Origin of the sequence: Nonomuraea sp. NPDC050310, from assembly GCF_040655795.1 — a bacterium.
Classification (GTDB): Bacteria; Actinomycetota; Actinomycetes; order Streptosporangiales; family Streptosporangiaceae; genus Nonomuraea.
In genome coordinates this window covers 12205-29036 of the sequence record NZ_JBFAKP010000030.1, presented here as the reverse complement: position 1 = coordinate 29036, position 16832 = coordinate 12205, and the positions used below count along the sequence as shown (strand labels likewise).

Here is a 16832-nt window from a genome sequence, read left to right as displayed (position 1 = left end):
TCGCTTTTCATGACCGCCCGTTTTGGCATGCGCGCTTTCACCCTGCTCTCTTCCGGTGCGCTGGCCGGCCTCATGGCCATGACCGTCCCCGCCCACGCCGACTCCGTGCAGCTCACTCCGGTGGCCAAGCAGGAGCAGAAGCAGATCCTGCTCAAGGGCACCACCACCGCGTCCTACTACTGGGACGACTCCTCCGGCCGCAACGGCGACACCGGCCTGCCGGCCAGCGGCAAGCCCATGCAGAAGGGCATGGCCGCGAGCCCGAGCTGGCCCCTGTTCACCGAGGGCTACGTCGTCTACAAGGGCAAGAAGGCCCCGTTCTTCGTCGGCGACCGCGGTCCCGGCAACCCGTCCAACCGCGGCATCATGCTCGACCTGGACGCCAAGACCTTCGCCTACCTGCTGGGCGGCACCTTCAACGACAGCTCGCTCTCGGTCGAGGGCGTCGGCGGCGAGGGCCACGCCAAGGTGCAGTACGTCATCACCAAGTGGGGCGACGGCGTCGGCAAGAAGAACCACCCGGTCGCCTTCTCCACCGGCGCGTGGGGCCGCAAGGACAGCAACCCGGCCAAGCCCATCCCGCTGGTGAAGAAGACCGAGCCGAAGAAGGACCAGGAGCCCGAGGGCCAGGAGCCCGTCGTGGCCGCCGCCGCGGTCCCGGCCGAGCAGCCGGCCAAGGAGGCCACCTCCGCGGACCTGAAGACCATGGCCGTCAAGGAAGACGCCAACGGCAACAACTGGGGCGGCGTCCTGCTCGTCGGCGGCCTGGCCGTGCTCGGCGGCGGCGCGTACCTCGGTCGCGACCGCGTGCGCAAGCTCGTCCGCCAGTAGACCTTCCTCGAACCCCCCTCCTGAAGAGGCCCGGCACCGTGATCCCCCTCACGGCACCGGGCCTCTTCCTTTTCCTGCATGTGTGAGGGCCTCTTCACGGCGGCCCTCCCTCCTCGCGGTGGGGTCCCTTTACGGCGGGCTACCAGAATGTCATTCTGTTCCCCGTGACCACGACCGTACCCGCGAACGGCATCGAGATCGCCTACGAGAGCTTCGGCTCCCCCGAGGGCCGCCCGCTCCTGCTCATCATGGGCCTGGGCGCCCAGATGATCCTCTGGGACGACGAGTTCTGCGCCCTGCTGGCCGACCGCGGCCACCACGTGGTGCGCTACGACAACCGCGACGTCGGCCTGTCGACCCACCTGCACGAGGCCGGCCCGCCCGACCTGGCCGCCGCGCTCTCCGGAGCCCCGTTCCAGCCCGCCTACCTGCTGTCCGACCTCGCCGACGACGCCGCCGCGCTGATGGACGCCCTGGGCTGGCCCGCCGCGCACGTGGCCGGCGCCTCGATGGGCGGCATGATCGCCCAGGAACTGGCCCTCTCGCACCCCTCCCGGGTGCTCAGCCTCACCTCGATCATGTCCACCCCGGGCAAGGCCGGCCCGCCCACTCCCGAGGCCAGCGCCGCCCTGCTGTCGCCGCCCGCCCGCACCCGCGAGGAGGCGATCGCCGGAGCCCTGACGGCCTGGAAGGTCCTGGGCTCGCCGGGCTTCGGGCTGGACGCCGAGCGCATCGCCCGCCGCGCCGGCCTCAGCTTCGACCGCGGCCACGACCCGGCCGGCGTCAGCCGCCAGCTCGCCGCCATCCTCGCCTCGGGCGACCGTACCGAACGGCTGGCCAAGCTCGACGTGCCCACCCTGGTCCTGCACGGCGAGCAGGATCCGCTGATCCAGCTCGCCGGGGGCCAGGCGACCGCCGAGGCCATCCCCGGCGCCCGCCTGGTCACTTTTCCCGGCATGGGGCACGATCTGCCCCGGCCGCTCTGGGAGCGGATCGTCACCGAGATCACCCGGCTCACCGCCGCCTAGAGCGGGGGTCGCGGCGGTGCCGCCCGCGGGCCGGGCGGCTCCGCCGTACGGGCGCTCAGACCTCGAGCTTCTCCTCGATGCCCCGCAACTGGTGCCGCGCGAGCGCCAGGTTGGCGCGGTTGCGGTCCAGTGCGAGGTAGAGGAACAGGCCCTTGCCGCCGCGGCCGGTCATCGGCCGGATGATGTGGTAGTGCGTGCCGAGCGTGATGAGGATGTCCTCGATGTGGTCCTTCAGGCCCAGCGTGTCGATCGTCCGCATCTTGGCCTTGACGACCTCGGTGTTGCCCGCCGCCGCCACCTGCAGGTCGAGCTCCTTGGAGCCGCCCAGCACGCCGAGGGCCATGCCGCTGCCGTAGTCGACCACCGCCGCGCCGAGCGCGCCGTCGATGGCCATCATCTCCTTGAGGGAGACGTCCATGCCTGCCATCACTTACCTCCAGATCGTGATGCGATGGCGGCCAGTTTCGCCGCCGCTTTCCGGCCCTCCAGCCGCAGCAGACCGAGGTTGGCCCCCGGATCGGCGACGACTGCGAGGACGATCGTGGGGCCCGCCGCGTAGAACGCGGCGTAGCCGGCGCTCCCGGAGACCAGCGTCTCCTCCAGGGCGCCCTTGCCGACGAGGGTGGTCATCCGCCGGCTGAGGGCCAGCAGCGCCGAGGAGAGCGCCGCGGTCTGCTCGGCGCCGTCCCACTCGGGCTCGCAGGCGATGGTCATGCCGTCGACCGTGCACGCGATGCTCCCGGTGACGTCCGGCGTGCGCTCGCGGAGCAGGATCATCTCCTTGAGCACCTCCTCTTGCAGCTCCATGGACGGCCTCCTCCTTCTGCGGGTGAGGATCCTCACGCCAGCTCCTCCAACGCCTTCCTGAGCCGCAGGAGCACGTCGAGGTCGGTCGGCTCGTACGGCTGCGCCGGTTCGGCGGGCAGTTCGGTCTTGATCCGCCGCGGCAACGACGGCCGTTCGGCCACCGGCGCCACCCGCACCAGCAGCCCCGCGGCCGCCAGTTGCCGTACGGCCAGCAGCACCGTGTAGGCCGGGCGCCCGAGCCGCCGGGCCAGATCGAGCGGGGTCGCCTCGCGATCGGCCTGCACGAGGAGCTCCCACTGCAGGGAGGTGAGCACGACACGATCCCCTGGCAGGCGCCGCACGGGCACCACCGGGACGTTGTCCAGCTCCGTCGAGGACCAGGCCCGCTCCAACTCCGCCCTCCTCCGGCCGCACTCGCGCACGAGCCCGGCCACCTCGAAATACCATTGCGGTCCCAGCCAGTGCCGTTCGCCGGGCACGAACCGGGGACGCGCGCTCCTGGCCGGCAGCAGGAAGAAGGCGGCGTCCATCGTGCTGATCAGCGCGCAGTACTGCAGTTCGGCCCGGGTGAGCAGGCCCTGCTCGACCAGCGAGGCGGCCCCGTCCTTGTGGGCGCGGCGCAACGCGTTCTCGGTGACCCGGCCGTCGGCGGTGAGCACGTCCTCCAGCCGGGTCGAGGCGGAGCACTCGATGTAGGTCACCCGGCCGTCGCTGAGGAAGACCGTGCCGAGCCGGCCGACCCGTAACGCGCCGGTGGCGCGTTCGAGGGCCAGTCCGGACAGGAGGCTGTCGAGCGCGGGCATGGGCTACATGTCCAGCCGCGAGGAGATCGAGTGCAGCAGGTGCCGGGCCAGGGCGAGGTTGGATCGCTCCAGGTCAAGGTGGACATAGATGACCAGAGGCCCGTCGAAGCGGGTCTCCAGCGGGCGGAAGAGGTGGTAGCCGCGGTCGCTCACCACGATCATGTCCTCGATCCGGACCGTGCCGCCGGAGGAGGTCTGGGCTATGCCGTCCGTCATCACGCGCAGCGTCTCGCTCAGCGCGGCGGCGGAGTATTCGGGGTCGGTGCCTGATCCGCCGGCGGCCACGGCCATGCCGCTGTTGTGATCGAGAACGAGCGCGTCGATGGCACCCGGGATGGCCATCACCTCGGAGAGGCAGTCGTCTAGTCCAAGCACCGGGTCAGCGTAGGAGCGCTCGGCGTGATCGCGAGGCGGCCCGGCGGCCCGTCATGTCCCGGGGGAGAGGGTTTCTAGCCCCGGATGCCAAGAATGACCAACCAGTTGCTATCTATGTTGATAAATCGTCTTTTTGGGACGGGAGTTATTCCTCGGGCAGCAGGGCCTTTTCGTCGGGCTTGTGGACCAGCACGTTGGCCACGTACGACTTGACGGCGGCGTCGAGTCCGACGTCCGCGCCCGCCTCCTCCGACAGGTACCACCGGTGGTCGAGCACCTCGTGGAAGAGCTGCGCGTGGTCGAGCTTGCGGCGCAGCTCGTCGGGGACCGCGGTGATGGCCGGCTGGAAGATCTCCGCCAGCCAGCGGTGCGCCACGACCGCCTCGTCCTCGTGCCGCAGCCCCTTGGCCACCCGGAAGCCGTCCAGGTCGTTGAGCAGCCGGCGGGCCTGGTTCTCCTCGGTGTCCAGGCCGGTCAGGCGCAGCAGGCGGCGCTGGTGGTGCCCGGCGTCGACCACCTTCGGCCGCACGATCAGCCGGCCGGTTCCGACCTTGCGGCGGACCATCATCTCGGCCACGTCGAAACCGAGCAGGTTGAGGCGGCGGATGCGCTGCTCCACCTTGTGCCAGTCCACCTCCTCGATGATCTCGTCGGAGGTGAGCTCGGCCCACAGCCGGTGGTAGCGGTTGACGATGTCCTCGGCCGTCTCCAGCGGGTCCACGTCCTTGTGCAGCAGGCCGCCCGCCTCCAGGTCGGACATCTCGCCGAAGATGTTGAGGTGCGCGATCTCGATGTCGTGCAGGCGCTGGCCCTCGCTGATCATCGGGTGCTCCTCGCCGGTCTCGGCGTCGACGAGGTAGGCGGCGAACGCCCCGGCGTCGCGGCGGAAGAGCGTGTTCGACAGCGAGCAGTCGCCCCAGTAGAAGCCGACCAGGTGCAGCCGGACCAGCAGCACTGCGAGCGCGTCGAGCAGCCTGGTGAGCGTGTCGGGACGCAACGTCCCCGACATCACCGCGCGGTAGGGGAGCGAGAACTGCAGGTGGCGCGTGATCAGCGCCGCGTCCAGACCCTCGTCGCGGCCGGTCACGTACGCCACCGGCTCCACGGCCGGGGCGTCCAGCCGGGCCAGGTCCCACAGCAGGCCGTACTCGCGCTTGGCGTACCGCTCGCTGATCTCCTTGATCGCGTAGACCTTGCCGCCCACGCGCGCGAACCGCACCACGTGCCGGGAGATGCCGCGGGGGAGATCCACCAGGTGGTGCTCCGGCCACTCGGCGAGCGGCAGGTGCCACGGGAGGCGGATCAGGTCGGGTTCGCCCAGCGCGCCGGTGATCTGGAGTGCCATCGCACCAGGATATGGTGCAAATGTGGACGAGTTTCTCACCTGGTACTTCGCACATAATCCGATCTCCGCGACCCTGCTCGGCGCGCCCGGCCACGAGCACACGCTGGGAGACTTCTCGGCCGCCGGACTCGAGGCCTACGAACGGGAACAGGCCTCCTGGCTCGCCCGGCTCTCCGCCGTCGAAGGCGGCAGCCTCGACGACCGGATCGACCGCGGGCTCGTCATGTCTCACCTACGCGGCGAACTCGCCCTCGCCGACTGGCCCTGGTGGCGGCGCGACCCCACCGGCTACCTCGGCGCGATCTTCTCCTCCCTCTTCGTGCCGTTCCAGCGGGCCCTGTCGGAGGAGTCCGCCCTGGTCGCCGCCGCCATCTCGCAGCTCGCCGAAGTGCCAGGGGTGCTGGACGCCTGCCGTACCAACCTGGACCCCGACCTGACCGCCGACCTCATGGTCCAGCGCGCCCTCGGCCAGGCCCGTACGGCCCGCGGCCTGCTCACCCGCACCATCCCCGGCATGGTCCGCGACGAGAACCTCCGCGCCCGCCTGGCCGAAGCCGCCGAACCGGCCGCCGCCGCCTTCGACGACTTCGTCACCTTCCTCGAAGGCTTCCGCGCCGGCGGCTCCTGGCGCATGGGCGAGAAGCTCTACTCCACCCTGCTGCGCGAGCGCGAGATGCTCTCGTACGGCGCGGCCGAACTCCACGCCCGCGGCATCGAGCAGTGGAACCTCCTCGACGCCCAGATGACCGAGGTCTCCCGGCGCCTCGGCACCTCCGACGGCTGGCGGGCCGCGCTCGAGACCCTCATGGACGACCACCCGCCCACCCTCGAAGCCATGCGCGCCGAGTACGACGCCGAGACCCAGCGAGCCCGCGAGTTCGTCCGCTCCCGCGACCTGGTCACCTTCCCCGAGGGCGAGGAGTGCGTCGTCCTGCCCTCGGCCGAGTACAACCGGCCCATCCTCGCCGTCGCGCACTACATCGCCCCGCCGCCGCTCAGCTCCTCCCGGACCGGGTACTTCTTCGTGCCCTACACCCCGGACACCTTCACCCCCGAGCAGGTCCGCCAGCGGCTGCGCAGCAACTACCGCGCCGGCATGCCCGACATCGCCGTCCACGAAGCCTACCCCGGGCACCACTGGCACCTGTCCTACATGGCCGGCAACCCCCGTACCGTGCGCAAGGTCTTCCGCACGCCGTACTTCACCGAGGGCTGGGGCCTCTACGTCGAGAAGATGGTCCACGAGCAGGGCTACTTCGACACGCCCGCCACCGAACTCGCCTTCCTCGACGGCCGCATCTTCCGCGCCGCACGCATCGTCGTGGACACCGCCCTGCACTGCGAGGACATGTCCATCGAGGAGGCCGAGACCTTCATGGCCACCAAGTCGGCACTCTCGCCCGAGACCGCCCGCGGCGAGGTCAACCGCTACTGCGCCTGGCCCACCCAGGCGCCCTCCTACCTCACCGGGGCACTGGAGATCGACCGGATCCGGGAGTCGTTCAAGGGCAGCCTGAAGGAGTTCCACGACCGGATCGCCGGGTCCGGGGGGCTTCCTCTCGGGCTGGCGGAGCTTGCTGCCCTGGGGTAACTGCGTCGTCCTCGCGCTTGCCCGCTCGGGCTGTGCGTGTGGGGGAGCCGAGCTCCCCCACACCCCTTGCCGGGGTCTCCCGAGTGTTGGGCGGCGTCGAGAGGTTCCCCGGAAGGCTGAGCATCGGGGATTCGGTGACCTTTCCTCCTGGGCCGGCGAGCGGGCTCGTCGGGCTGACCCGGGCCGATCCCGTGTCCTAGGCCGCTAGTTCAGCAGCCACTCGCCCCGCTGAGGGGCCAGGCCGCTGTCCAGGCCCAGTTGGAACTTCGCCAGGCGGACGCCGTCCGGGACCTCGAAGACGAGGGCGCCTCGGCGGGTGTCGGTGCCGGTCATGGAGACGAGGCCGCCGAAACCCTGGGCCTCGCGGACGGTGGCGAAAGTGGAACGGTACTGGCGGCCCTCGGTGTCGATGAGGGTCGATCCTATGGAGGGGGAGTCGCGGTAGGCGGCCTGGCCGGCGTTGGTCAGGGTCACCTCGACGGCCACGAACCGGTTGCCGGCGCTCGGTTTCATGAACAAGTTGTCGGGGGTGGCTGGGTCGAAGACCTTGACGACCTGGACCTCCACCTTGAGGGCGGGGTCGAGGCCCTCCAGGGTGAGTGGCCGGCCCACCGGAACCGCGGACGGCTGCTCGTCGGCGGGCTCCGGCTCTGGCTCCCCTCGGTTGGTTTCCGGGGCAGCCTGGTGGTCGACGGATGGGGGCTGGGCTTCGGTGGTGGCCGTTGGGCCGGCGGTCATGGCGGCGGACGGCTCGATCCGCTCGCGGGCGGGGAGGGCGGCGTCGTCGCCGACGGAGAACACCAGCGCCGTGCAGCCGCCCAGCAGGACCAGAGGTAACCCGATGGCGAGGATCAGAATCAGCGGCAGGTTGCTCCGGCGCGGCGGAGGCGGCGGCGGGGGTGGGGGAGCGGGCTGCTGGTAGCCGTAGGGGGAGACGCCGGGCTGTGGCCCGTAGCTGGGCAGGTGGGCGGCGGGCTGGGGTGGGTACCCGGGCGGCTGGTGGGGGCCGGTGGGCTGCTGGCCGTAGGGGTCGTGCGGGGGGTGGGGGTAGCCCATGGTGTTCTCCTCGACACGGCTGGGACTGGTGGGACGCCCGGTTCGAGGAGGCGGTTTACGGCGTGCGGGTGTCCACATCCGGACAGTAACGGCCGGCCGTTCATCTGGTCACGCTTCCCCCGGACGGGGACGGGGGCAGCAGGCCGTGGAGCTGAGGGTCATCAGACGCTGGAACGGACCCGGCTGACGTCTCGCTTCTGGCGTTAAGTCAGCGCTTAACGCGGTGTCGCGCGATCCGGCCTTGCCGCTGCTGTGCCGTACCGGCCCGGCCTGCCGGCCTCGGCGCCGGAGGAGGCTCGCCGGTCGGTGGCCGCCGCGGTGGCCGACCCGTCGCTGGCGGCGATCGCCCGGGAGCCGCGCCTCCGGCCGCCCGGCAGCAGCCGGTCCCGGCCGCAAGCCACTGAAAGACGGCCCACCGGCTCGGCGGGCGGGCCGGTGTCAAGGCCCGCGTCAGGCCGGCGACGGTCCCGTATCAGCGCAGCCCGCGATCGTAGACCCATCGAAGTTCACCACCGGAAAACAGGAGCTCACCACCATGTCCCTCTCCCTCACCACCCAGGACAAGCTGACCCTCCGCACCGCCGCCTACGGCGCCGTCTCGCTGCTGGCGGCCGCCGACGCCGCCGGTGCGCCGCACAAGTCCGCCACCGCCGGCTCGCTCGCCCTGTACGCGGCGACCGGCCCGGTCGGGCACGTGCTGGCCGAGAAGAAGCCGGGCGTGCAGCTCGAAGGCAAGACCGTGGCCGCGATGGCCGACCACGTCCTGCCCGCCCTGACCGCCTCCATGGCCCTGCTCACCGCGCAGGACCCGGACGCGGCCGGCGACTTCCGGCACACCGTCCTGCTCGCCGTGGACGCCGCGGCCCGCGCTCACCGGGGCGAGCCCAGCCCGACCGCGGCCGAGATGACCCGCAAGATCACCGCTGCCCTCGACGCCGCCTAGTTCACCGAGGCCGAGGCGCGGGTCCGGATGGAGGCGGCCGCCTCCGGGGTGAAGGTCGGCATCGTCCAGCCGCGCGGCTGCTGGACCGACCTCCGCACCGGCATGACCACGACCACCCCGGCGGAGCCGTACGGCCCGCTGCGGGCCGAGCCGGCCGCGCAGTGGGCCGGGGCTCGATCGACAGCGACCCCCGCCGGCCGCGAAGGCGCTGCTGGAGCTGGTCGACAGCCCCGAGCCGCCGCTGCTGCTCGGAAGCATGGTCTACGACCTGGCCTTCGACCGCTCCCGCCGCCGGAGGGAGGTCTGGGCGGGCTGGGAGGAGACCAGCCAGGGCGCCGAGCACGCCATCCCCCGGCATCGCCGGCTGACCCCCGATTGTCCACATCCACCGAAAGGCGAGGAACCATGAGCACCCAGTCCCCCCGAGCGGCGAAGGCCCTGCGCCGGTCGGCCGTCGCCGTCCTGGCCGCCGCGCTGGTGGCCGGCCCGGCCGCCACCGGCGCGAGCGCCGCCACGCCGGACCGTCCTGAGTTGCGTACGGCCATGCAGGCGTTCATCGACGCCGGCTTCACCGGTGTGCAGCTCCGCGTGCGTGACGAGGACGGTGAGTGGACGAGCAGCGCCGGGGTGCGCAAGCTCGGCCAGGCCGCCAAGCCGCCGACCAACGGGAGCTTCTGGACGGGCAGCGTCGTCAAGCCCTTCACCGCGACCCTGGTGCTGCAACTGGCGGCCGAGGGGAAGCTCCGGCTGGACGACCCGGTGGCCGACCACCTGCCCGGCTACGGCTTCGACCGGCGGATCACCGTGCGGATGTTGCTGCAGCACACCAGCGGGTTGTTCAACTACACCGGCGAGTTCACCGCCGACGGCACCCTCGAGCCGGGCATCATCGCCAACGGCGACGAATGGCTGCCGATCCGCTTCCGCGACTACCGTCCTGAAGAGCTGGTACGGCTGGCCCTGTCCAAGCCCGCCCGCTTCGAGCCGGGCGCCGGCCAAAGCTACTCCAACACCAACTACACCGTCGCCCTGCTGCTGATCGAGCGGGTCACCGGCCGCTCCTACGCCGAGGAGATGCACCGCAGGATCCTGCGGCCGCTCCGGATGACGGGCACGGTCGTCCCCGGAACCCGCTCGCAGCTCCCCGGGCCGCACGCCCACGGCTACTACCGCTACCAGGACGCCGCCGGCAAGTGGACGACGGTCGACATCTCCCGGCAGAACCCCTCGTTGCTGGCCGGCGCCGGGGACCTGATCTCGACCACGCGAGACCTCCAGACGTTCTTCTCCGCGCTCAACAGCGGCCGGCTGCTGCCCGCCGGCCTGCTGGCCGAGATGCGCCAGCCGTACGGCCCGCTCAAGTACGGCCTCGGCGTCTTCGCCACGGACCTGGGCCCGGGCTGCGGCACCGTCTACGAGCACAAGGGCAGCCCGCCCCACGGCTACGGGGCGCTGATGTACAGCTCGCCCGACGGCGCCAGGACGGTGACCGGCTCGGTGACCTGGGTGGACGAGGCCACGCGTGGCCCGGCGAAGGACTTCCAGAAGCTGGTCGACAACCTCGTCCGAGAGGTCTTCTGCGACTGACCGGCGGGCCGGGGGCGTCAGGCCGCCCGGCCCGGCTCGCGCAGGACCTCGGCCAGCGCCGCGATGCTGTGCTCGCCGTGTCCCGCCTCCTCGGCCCGCCGGAGCAGGTCGTACAGGGGAGCGAGCCACGCGGCGTCGACGCCGGTCTCCTCGGCCAGCTCCTGGTCGTGCGCGGCGCCGGCCAGGAAGAGGCCGACCGAGGAGGCCGCGGCGGAGTAGTCGCCGCGGTCGATCTCGTCGGCGTACACCGGCAGCAATGACTTGATCATGTCCAGCCACTTGCCGGAGAAGCGCACCATCGACGCGGCCGTCAGCCCGCGCGACCTTAGCGCCGCGGCGCCCTGGAAGAAGCCGACCAGCGCGGGCAGCAGCGTGGCGCCGACGGCCATCTCGTAGAGCGCGGCCAGGTCGGGCTCGTCGCCGAGATGGACGGTGTCGCCGCCGAGCACCGCCAGCGTGCGCTCGTGCTCGGCGAAGACCGCGTGCTCGCCGCTGTAGTAGAGCAACGTGTCGGGCGCGCCGACCGCGGACGGGACGTTCTTGACCGCCCCCGCCAGGAACCGCGCCCCCTGCTTCTCGGCCCACGCGGCAGTCCCGCGGGCGCCGGCGGGGGAGCCGCTGTTCAGCGTGACCAGGTCCCGGCCGCGCAACGCGGCGGCGGCCGGGGCCAGGACCTGCCGCGTGTCGTCGAACGTGGTCAGCACGGTGACGATCAACGGGCTCGCGGACACCGCCTCCTCGACGCTCACCGCCCGGACCGCGCCCTTGGCCACCAGCGCGTCCGCTTTGTGCGCGGTCCGGTTCCACACGGTGGTCGGATGGCCCGCCGCCAGGAAGGCCTCGGCCAGCGCCGCCCCCATCGAGCCCAGCCCGATCACGGTCACCGGCGTGCGGGATTGGTCAGCCATGTTCTGCTCCAGTCGCAGGATCTCATCAGGGTCGAGGCCTCGTGCGATCCATGCTGCTCGCCTCACTGGTGGAACAGCAAGTACCGACTATTTTCTCAGGTACTGACCATTTTGTTAGTGTGACAAGCATGACGAACCGGTCGTTCACCTGTGGCCTCGACGCCGCCATCGCCGTCATGGGCGGCAAATGGAAGGGCCTCATCCTCTTCGCCCTGCACGAGGGCCCCGTCCGCTTCGGCGAGCTCAGGCGCGCGGTCCCCGGGATCAGCGAGCGGGTGCTCATCCTGCAACTGCGCGAGATGGAGGCCAGCGGCCTGGTGCACCGCGAGGTCTACCACCAGGTCCCGCCGAAGGTGGAGTACTCCCTCACCGACTTCGGCCAGTCACTCAACACCGCCCTGGGCCCGCTGGGCGAGTGGGGCGAGCAGCACATGGAACGGATCGAGTCGGTCACGCTCGGGCGCTGAGCCGTACGGTGGCCAGGAAGTTCTCCGCCAGGTCGCGTTGGCGGTCGGGTGGGAAGGACGCCGGGTCGAAGAGGGCCTGCACCACCAGGCCGTGGGTGAAGGACAGGACGGTGGCGGCCAGGTCGGCGGGGTCGGCGGTGGCGGGCAGCTCGCCGAGGCGTCGCGCGTCCTCGACGGCGGTGCGCAGGTCGGCGCGGATGCGCTCGTAACGGGCGGTCTGCGCGGCGTAGAGGGCGGGGTCGGCCAGCGCCATGTCCCAGGAGCAGACCCACACCCGGTTGATCGTCACGCCCTCCGGGGTGAGCGGCAGCATGTTGAGCACCTGCGCGCGCAGCGTGGCCAGGCCCGGAGAGGGGTACGGCAGGCGGGGCCGGGCCTGGGTGCGGGCTTCGAGGATGTCCAGGGCGTGGGCGACGAGGGCCTGCTTGCCGCTGAAGTAGTGCGTGACCAGCCCGGTCGAGGCGCCCATCGCGGAGGCGACGGCCCGCAGGGTGAGGCCGGCGAAGCCGTGCTCGGCGAGCACCTGCCAGACGGCCTCGGAGACGTCGTGCCGGCGGGCGTCGTGATCGGTGCGGGCGGGGCTCATGGCCTGTTAGCGTACATACCGAACGTTTGTTATGCACGTTGCGGAGGAGTGCCATGCTCGCTGTGTCCCTGACGGCCGAGGCGGAACTGCGGGAGCTGGAGCCGTGGCGGGCTGAGGAGTTCCTCGCCCACCTCGACCGGGCCCGGGAGCACATCGCGCCTTGGGTGCCCGCGTCGTTCGTCGCCTCCGATCTGGAGCAGGCCCGGCAGGTGCTGCAGCGGTACGCGGACCTGCGGGCGCGGGACGGGGGCGGGATCTGGGGGATCTGGCTCGGCGGGGTGCTGGTGGGCGGGGTGATGTTCGCGTCCTTCGACGCCGCGCGCGGGGTGTGCGAGGTGGGGTGCTGGCTGGAGCCGGGGGCGCAGGGGCGTGGGCTGATCACCCGGGCGGTGGAGCGGGTCGTCGGCTGGGCGGTGGGGGAGCGGGGGATCGCGCGGGTCGAGTGGCGGACGTTGCCGGCCAACGCCCGCAGCATCGCGGTGGCCAAGCGGCTGGGGATGCGCCTGGACGGGGTGCTGCGGCAGGCGGTGCCCGGCGCGGGCGGCGGACCGCGCGCCGACATCGAGCTGTGGTCGCTCCTCGCCGAAGAGTGGCAGGCGCGCACCACCGAGCCCCGCACCACCGAGCCCCGCACCACGCTGACCCCGGAGGCCGGGCGGGACAAGGGGGAGATCGACGAGCTGACCGCCGCCTTCTACCGCCTGTTCGGCAACGCCGGCGGCCGCGTCCCCGACCTCGCCGCCATCCACGACCTGTTCGTCCCGGGCGGCGTGATCGTCCAGGGCGGCCCCCGCCAGGCCCTGCACGACCTGGAGGCGTTCATCCGCCCCCGCCAGGCCCTGCTGACCTCGGGCGAGCTGACGGACTTCACCGAGGCGGAGACCGAGGAACACACGGTGATCTTCGGCGACGTGGCCCAGCGCCTGGGCCGCTACACCAAGCGGGGCGTCCGCGACGGCGTCCCCTTCACCGGCGCGGGCACGAAGAGCATGCAGTTCCTCAAGACCCCGCAGGGCTGGCGCATCGCCGCGATGTCCTGGACCGACGACCCCGAGCAGGCCGGCCTCAGCGCCGCGGAAAGACCGGCGGGTTGAGCGACCGCTCGACCACCGCGTCGAGCTGCTCCGGCGTGAGCACGACCGGCTCCCCGACGCCCAGCCCCCGCACGTACACCTCGCACAACCACTCCAGCAGCCGGCTCGCCTCGAAGGCCTGGGCGAGCGTCACCCCGATGGTCACCCCGCCGTGGTTGGCCATCAGGGCGGCGCTCTTGCCCTCCATGGCCACCCTGACGTGCTCGGCCAGTTCCGGGGTGCCGTAGGTGGCGTACTCGGCGACCCGGACGGTCCCGCCGAGCTGCAGCGCGTTGTAGTGCACCGCGGGCAGTTCGGTCCTGGTCGTCGCGACCACGGTGGCGAAGGTGGAGTGCGTGTGGCAGACCGCCTGGGCGAAGGTGCTGTGGTAGATCGCCAGGTGCAGCGGCGTCTCCGACGAGGGCTGGAGCTCGCCCTCCACCAGGTAGCCGTCTAGGTCCACCACGGGGCACATCTCGGGCGTGAGGGCGTCGAGCGCGACCCCGGCCGGGGTGACCGCCACCAGGTCGCCGGTCCGGACGCTCAGGTTGCCGGACGTGCCGAGCACCAGTCCGAGCTCCACCGCCCGCCTGCCGTACTCGCAGATGGTCTGCCGCGCCTCGGCGCACCGGGTCATGGTTCGAGCCTTTCGATCGCGGCCAGCATGAGCCGTTCGAGGTCGTCCGGCGACACCCCGTCCGGGTAGAGAAGCAGGTGCAGGCTGAGCCCGTCCACCAGGGCGAGCAGGAGTCGGGCGGCGTCGTCGAGGTCGACGTCCGCGCGGATCTCGCCCGCCGCGCGGGCCTGCTCCAGCAGGTCGCGTACGGCGGAGCGGAGCTCGTCGGTCTCCTGCCGCTGCATCTCGGCCAGGTCGGGGGAGGCCAGGCTGCGGCTCCAGAAGCTCACCTCCAGCCGGGTCTCGCGGTGCCGCTCCTCGTCGAGGGGCAGGTTGTCGAGCAGCACCTCGCGCAGCGCGGCGAGCCCGCCGAGGCCCTCGACCTTGGCCAGGAGCCGCTCGCGGATGCGGCGGTGGGACTCGCGCAGCGCGTCGAGCAGGATCGTGTCCTTGTCGGCGAAGTAGTGCGACAGGACGCCGTTGGACAGCCCCGCCTCGCGGGCGATGGCGCGGCTGGTGGCGGCGTCGATGCCGTCCCGCACGATCACCCGGCGGGCGGCGTTCAGCACGTCGTGTCGGCGCTCGTCGTGGTCCACGATCTTCGGCATGGGAACAGTCTATTGACTTTTTAGTCGGACGTCTGTCTACTAAACTGACATGACGGTCGTCACCCTCGGCGTGCACATCGTGGACATCCTGACCAGGCCGGTCTCGCACCTGCCCGACGGGCAGGACACCGTGCTGGTCGACCAGATCCGGCTCACCGCGGCGGGTTCCGCCGCCGGGACCGCCGTGGATCTCGTCCGGCTCGGCAACCGGGTCGTCAGCCTCGGCGCCATCGGCGACGACGAGCTCGGCGACTTCCTTCTCATGATCATGTCCAGGCACGGCGTCGACGTGTCCGGGCTGCGCCGCCGTACCGGCGAGCAGACCGCCGCCTCGATCCTGCCGATCCGCCCCGACGGCGGCCGGCCCAGCTTCCACACTCCGGGCGCCAACCTGTCGGTGACCATGGCCGACGTCGATCCGGGCGTGTTGCGCTCGGCCCGCGCGGTGCATCTGGGCGGCGTGGACGTCACCTTCGGCCTGGGCGACCCGGCCTTCTTCGCGCTCCTGGACGAGATCCGGGCGGCCGGGACGATCGTCACCATGGACCTGCTCTCGGAGTTGCCCGACCTGCTGGGCATGGCCCGCGCCTTCCTGCCGCACGTGGACTACGTGCTGCCCAACGAGTCGCAGGCGATGGCGATGACCGGCGCGGCGAGCCCGGAGCAGGCCGCGGAGGCGCTGCTGGCCGACGGCCCGCGCGGCGTGCTGGTCACCCTCGGCGAGCAGGGCAGCCTGGTCGTGACCGAGGCCGGCGCCACCCGCGTCCCGGCCCGGAAGGTCGACGTCGTGGACACCACCGGCTGCGGGGACGCCTACTGCGCGGGCTTCCTGACCGGGCTGCTGCACGGCCACGACGTGCTGACCGCCGCCGCCTGGGGCACCGCCGCGGCGGCCTCGGTCGCCACCGGCCTCGGCTCCGACGCCGGGCTCACCGACCTCGACACCCTTCTGGAGCAGCTCCGATGACAGACGCCGACCTCCGCGCCCGGGCCCAGAAGGTGGTCCCCGGCGGCATGTACGGTCACCTGAACGCGGCCATCTTCGCCCCCGGCTACCCGCAGTTCTTCGACAGCGCCCGCGGCTGCCGCCAGACCGACGCCGACGGCCGCGAGTACATCGACTTCATGTGCTCCTGGGGCCCGATCGTGCTGGGTCACCACCACCCCAGGGTCGAGGAGGCCGCCCGCCGCCAGGCCGCCAAGGGCGACACGCTCAACGGCCCCGGCGAGATCATGGTGGAGCTGGCCGAGCTGCTGGTGGACACCGTGCCCAGCGCCGACTGGGCGATGTTCTCCAAGAACGGCACCGACGCCACCACCCAGGCGCTGATGGTCGCCCGCGCGGCCACCGGCCGGCCCAAGGTGCTCATGGCGCACGGCGCCTACCACGGCGCCGACCCGTGGTGCACGCCGTCCCCGGCGGGCACGACCCCGAACGAGCGCGCCGATCTGGTCGAGTTCACCTACAACTCCCTCGCGAGCCTGGAGGCCGCCGCCGCCGAGCACGACGGCCAGGTCGCGGCGATCATCGTCACCCCGTTCAAGCACGACTCCTTCGAGGACCAGGAGCTGGCCGAGCCGGAGTTCGCCCGCGGGGCCAGGGCCCTGGCCGACCGGATCGGCGCCGCGCTGGTGATCGACGACGTGCGCGCCGGCTTCCGCATCGACCTGCGCGGCTCGTGGGAGCCGTACGGCGTGCGCCCCGACCTGACGGCCTGGTCGAAGGCGATGGCCAACGGCTACCCGATCGCCGCGGTGACCGGGACCGACGCGCTGCGCGGCGCCGCGCAGACGCTCTACACCACCGGGTCGTTCTGGTTCTCGGCGGTCGCGATGGCGGCGGCCAAGGCCACCATCGAGACGTTGCGCGACGAGGACGGGATCGCCGCGATGGAGCGCGCGGGCACGCTGCTGCGCGCCGGGCTGCAGGAGCAGGCGAAGGCGCACGGCTTCGAGGTGAACCAGACCGGCCCGGTCACGATCCCGTGGCTGAGCTTCGCCGGCGACGCCGATCTCTCGGTCGCGCTGCACTGGAGCGACGCCTGCCTGCGGCACGGCGTGTACCTGCATCCGTGGCACAACTGGTTCATGTCCGCAGCTCACACCGAGGACGATGTACGGCAGGCGCTGGAGGGCACCGACCGGGCCTTCGCCGAGACTCGATCGCATTTCGGAACCCGGTAGGTCACGGCTAGATTGCACCCACTT

At 71.8% G+C, this 16832-nt stretch carries 19 protein-coding genes; 9 read left to right on the top strand and 10 right to left on the bottom strand.

What is annotated here, in order from left to right; translation table 11 throughout:
• The first annotated feature begins 9 nt into the window (after positions 1-9).
• Positions 10-831 (top strand): hypothetical protein, encoded by an 822-nt coding sequence (locus AB0I67_RS39270; RefSeq protein WP_357935051.1) that lies wholly within the window; start codon positions 10-12, stop codon positions 829-831.
• A gap of 164 nt (positions 832-995) precedes the next feature.
• Positions 996-1859 (top strand): alpha/beta hydrolase, encoded by an 864-nt coding sequence (locus AB0I67_RS39265; protein ID WP_357935048.1) that lies wholly within the window; start codon positions 996-998, stop codon positions 1857-1859.
• 55 nt (positions 1860-1914) lie between these two features.
• Here AB0I67_RS39265 and AB0I67_RS39260 read toward each other — a convergent pair whose 3' ends face one another.
• The 5 genes from AB0I67_RS39260 to AB0I67_RS39240 all read right to left on the bottom strand — a co-directional run bounded on the left by AB0I67_RS39260 (position 1915) and on the right by AB0I67_RS39240 (position 5189).
• Positions 1915-2286 (bottom strand): hypothetical protein, encoded by a 372-nt coding sequence (locus AB0I67_RS39260; protein WP_357935045.1) that lies wholly within the window; start codon positions 2284-2286, stop codon positions 1915-1917.
• The gene (locus AB0I67_RS39255) at positions 2286-2666 is read right to left on the bottom strand and encodes a roadblock/LC7 domain-containing protein (protein ID WP_357935042.1); all 381 of its coding nucleotides are present in this window, start codon (positions 2664-2666) and stop codon (positions 2286-2288) included. Before AB0I67_RS39255 ends, AB0I67_RS39260 begins: the two co-directional genes overlap by 1 nt.
• 32 nt (positions 2667-2698) lie before the next feature.
• The gene (locus AB0I67_RS39250; RefSeq protein WP_357935039.1) at positions 2699-3469 is read right to left on the bottom strand and encodes a DUF4388 domain-containing protein; all 771 of its coding nucleotides are present in this window, start codon (positions 3467-3469) and stop codon (positions 2699-2701) included.
• Between the two features lie 3 nt (positions 3470-3472).
• Positions 3473-3844, bottom strand: coding sequence for a roadblock/LC7 domain-containing protein (locus AB0I67_RS39245; protein ID WP_357935036.1), 372 nt, complete (start codon positions 3842-3844; stop codon positions 3473-3475).
• A gap of 145 nt (positions 3845-3989) precedes the next feature.
• The gene (locus tag AB0I67_RS39240; protein WP_357935033.1) at positions 3990-5189 is read right to left on the bottom strand and encodes a DUF4032 domain-containing protein; all 1200 of its coding nucleotides are present in this window, start codon (positions 5187-5189) and stop codon (positions 3990-3992) included.
• 22 nt (positions 5190-5211) lie between these two features.
• Between AB0I67_RS39240 and AB0I67_RS39235 the strand changes: the two genes are divergently transcribed.
• Entirely contained in the window at positions 5212-6780 is a 1569-nt protein-coding gene (locus tag AB0I67_RS39235) for a DUF885 domain-containing protein (RefSeq protein WP_357935030.1), read from the top strand.
• A 204-nt stretch (positions 6781-6984) separates the two neighbouring features.
• Here the strand turns inward: AB0I67_RS39235 and AB0I67_RS39230 are convergent, their stop codons facing one another.
• The gene (locus AB0I67_RS39230) at positions 6985-7836 is read right to left on the bottom strand and encodes a DUF4352 domain-containing protein (RefSeq protein WP_357935027.1); all 852 of its coding nucleotides are present in this window, start codon (positions 7834-7836) and stop codon (positions 6985-6987) included.
• 535 nt (positions 7837-8371) lie between these two features.
• Between AB0I67_RS39230 and AB0I67_RS39225 the strand changes: the two genes are divergently transcribed.
• Positions 8372-8779, top strand: coding sequence for a hypothetical protein (locus tag AB0I67_RS39225; protein ID WP_357935024.1), 408 nt, complete (start codon positions 8372-8374; stop codon positions 8777-8779).
• A 405-nt stretch (positions 8780-9184) separates the two neighbouring features.
• Entirely contained in the window at positions 9185-10366 is a 1182-nt protein-coding gene (locus AB0I67_RS39220) for a serine hydrolase domain-containing protein (protein ID WP_357935021.1), read from the top strand.
• Between the two features lie 17 nt (positions 10367-10383).
• Here AB0I67_RS39220 and AB0I67_RS39215 read toward each other — a convergent pair whose 3' ends face one another.
• Positions 10384-11274: an NAD(P)-binding domain-containing protein gene (locus AB0I67_RS39215; protein ID WP_357935018.1), complete on the bottom strand. Its 891-nt coding sequence runs from the start codon at positions 11272-11274 to the stop codon at positions 10384-10386.
• 128 nt (positions 11275-11402) lie between these two features.
• On the opposite strand from AB0I67_RS39215, the gene AB0I67_RS39210 reads away from it, so the two are divergent.
• Complete coding sequence (locus AB0I67_RS39210; protein ID WP_357935015.1) at positions 11403-11741, top strand: helix-turn-helix domain-containing protein; 339 nt, start codon at positions 11403-11405, stop codon at positions 11739-11741.
• On the opposite strand, the gene AB0I67_RS39205 is transcribed toward AB0I67_RS39210, so the two are convergent.
• Positions 11725-12327: a TetR/AcrR family transcriptional regulator gene (locus AB0I67_RS39205; protein ID WP_357935012.1), complete on the bottom strand. Its 603-nt coding sequence runs from the start codon at positions 12325-12327 to the stop codon at positions 11725-11727. The genes AB0I67_RS39210 and AB0I67_RS39205 overlap by 17 nt on opposite strands.
• Positions 12328-12380: 53 nt before the next feature.
• On the opposite strand from AB0I67_RS39205, the gene AB0I67_RS39200 reads away from it, so the two are divergent.
• A complete protein-coding gene (locus AB0I67_RS39200; RefSeq protein ID WP_357935009.1) occupies positions 12381-13421 on the top strand; it encodes a GNAT family N-acetyltransferase in 1041 nt (346 codons plus the stop codon).
• Here the strand turns inward: AB0I67_RS39200 and AB0I67_RS39195 are convergent.
• Both AB0I67_RS39195 and AB0I67_RS39190 read right to left on the bottom strand, forming a co-directional pair.
• A complete protein-coding gene (locus AB0I67_RS39195) occupies positions 13393-14037 on the bottom strand; it encodes a class II aldolase/adducin family protein (RefSeq protein ID WP_357935006.1) in 645 nt (214 codons plus the stop codon). The genes AB0I67_RS39200 and AB0I67_RS39195 overlap by 29 nt on opposite strands.
• Complete coding sequence (locus tag AB0I67_RS39190; RefSeq protein WP_357935003.1) at positions 14034-14624, bottom strand: TetR/AcrR family transcriptional regulator; 591 nt, start codon at positions 14622-14624, stop codon at positions 14034-14036. The genes AB0I67_RS39195 and AB0I67_RS39190 overlap by 4 nt, the downstream gene beginning before the upstream one ends.
• Positions 14625-14673: 49 nt before the next feature.
• On the opposite strand from AB0I67_RS39190, the gene AB0I67_RS39185 reads away from it, so the two are divergent.
• Together AB0I67_RS39185 and AB0I67_RS39180 are read left to right on the top strand one after the other, a co-directional pair.
• Complete coding sequence (locus tag AB0I67_RS39185) at positions 14674-15591, top strand: sugar kinase (protein WP_357935000.1); 918 nt, start codon at positions 14674-14676, stop codon at positions 15589-15591.
• Positions 15588-16808, top strand: coding sequence for an aminotransferase class III-fold pyridoxal phosphate-dependent enzyme (locus AB0I67_RS39180; protein WP_357934997.1), 1221 nt, complete (start codon positions 15588-15590; stop codon positions 16806-16808). Before AB0I67_RS39185 ends, AB0I67_RS39180 begins: the two co-directional genes overlap by 4 nt.
• Positions 16809-16832: the final 24 nt, after the last annotated feature.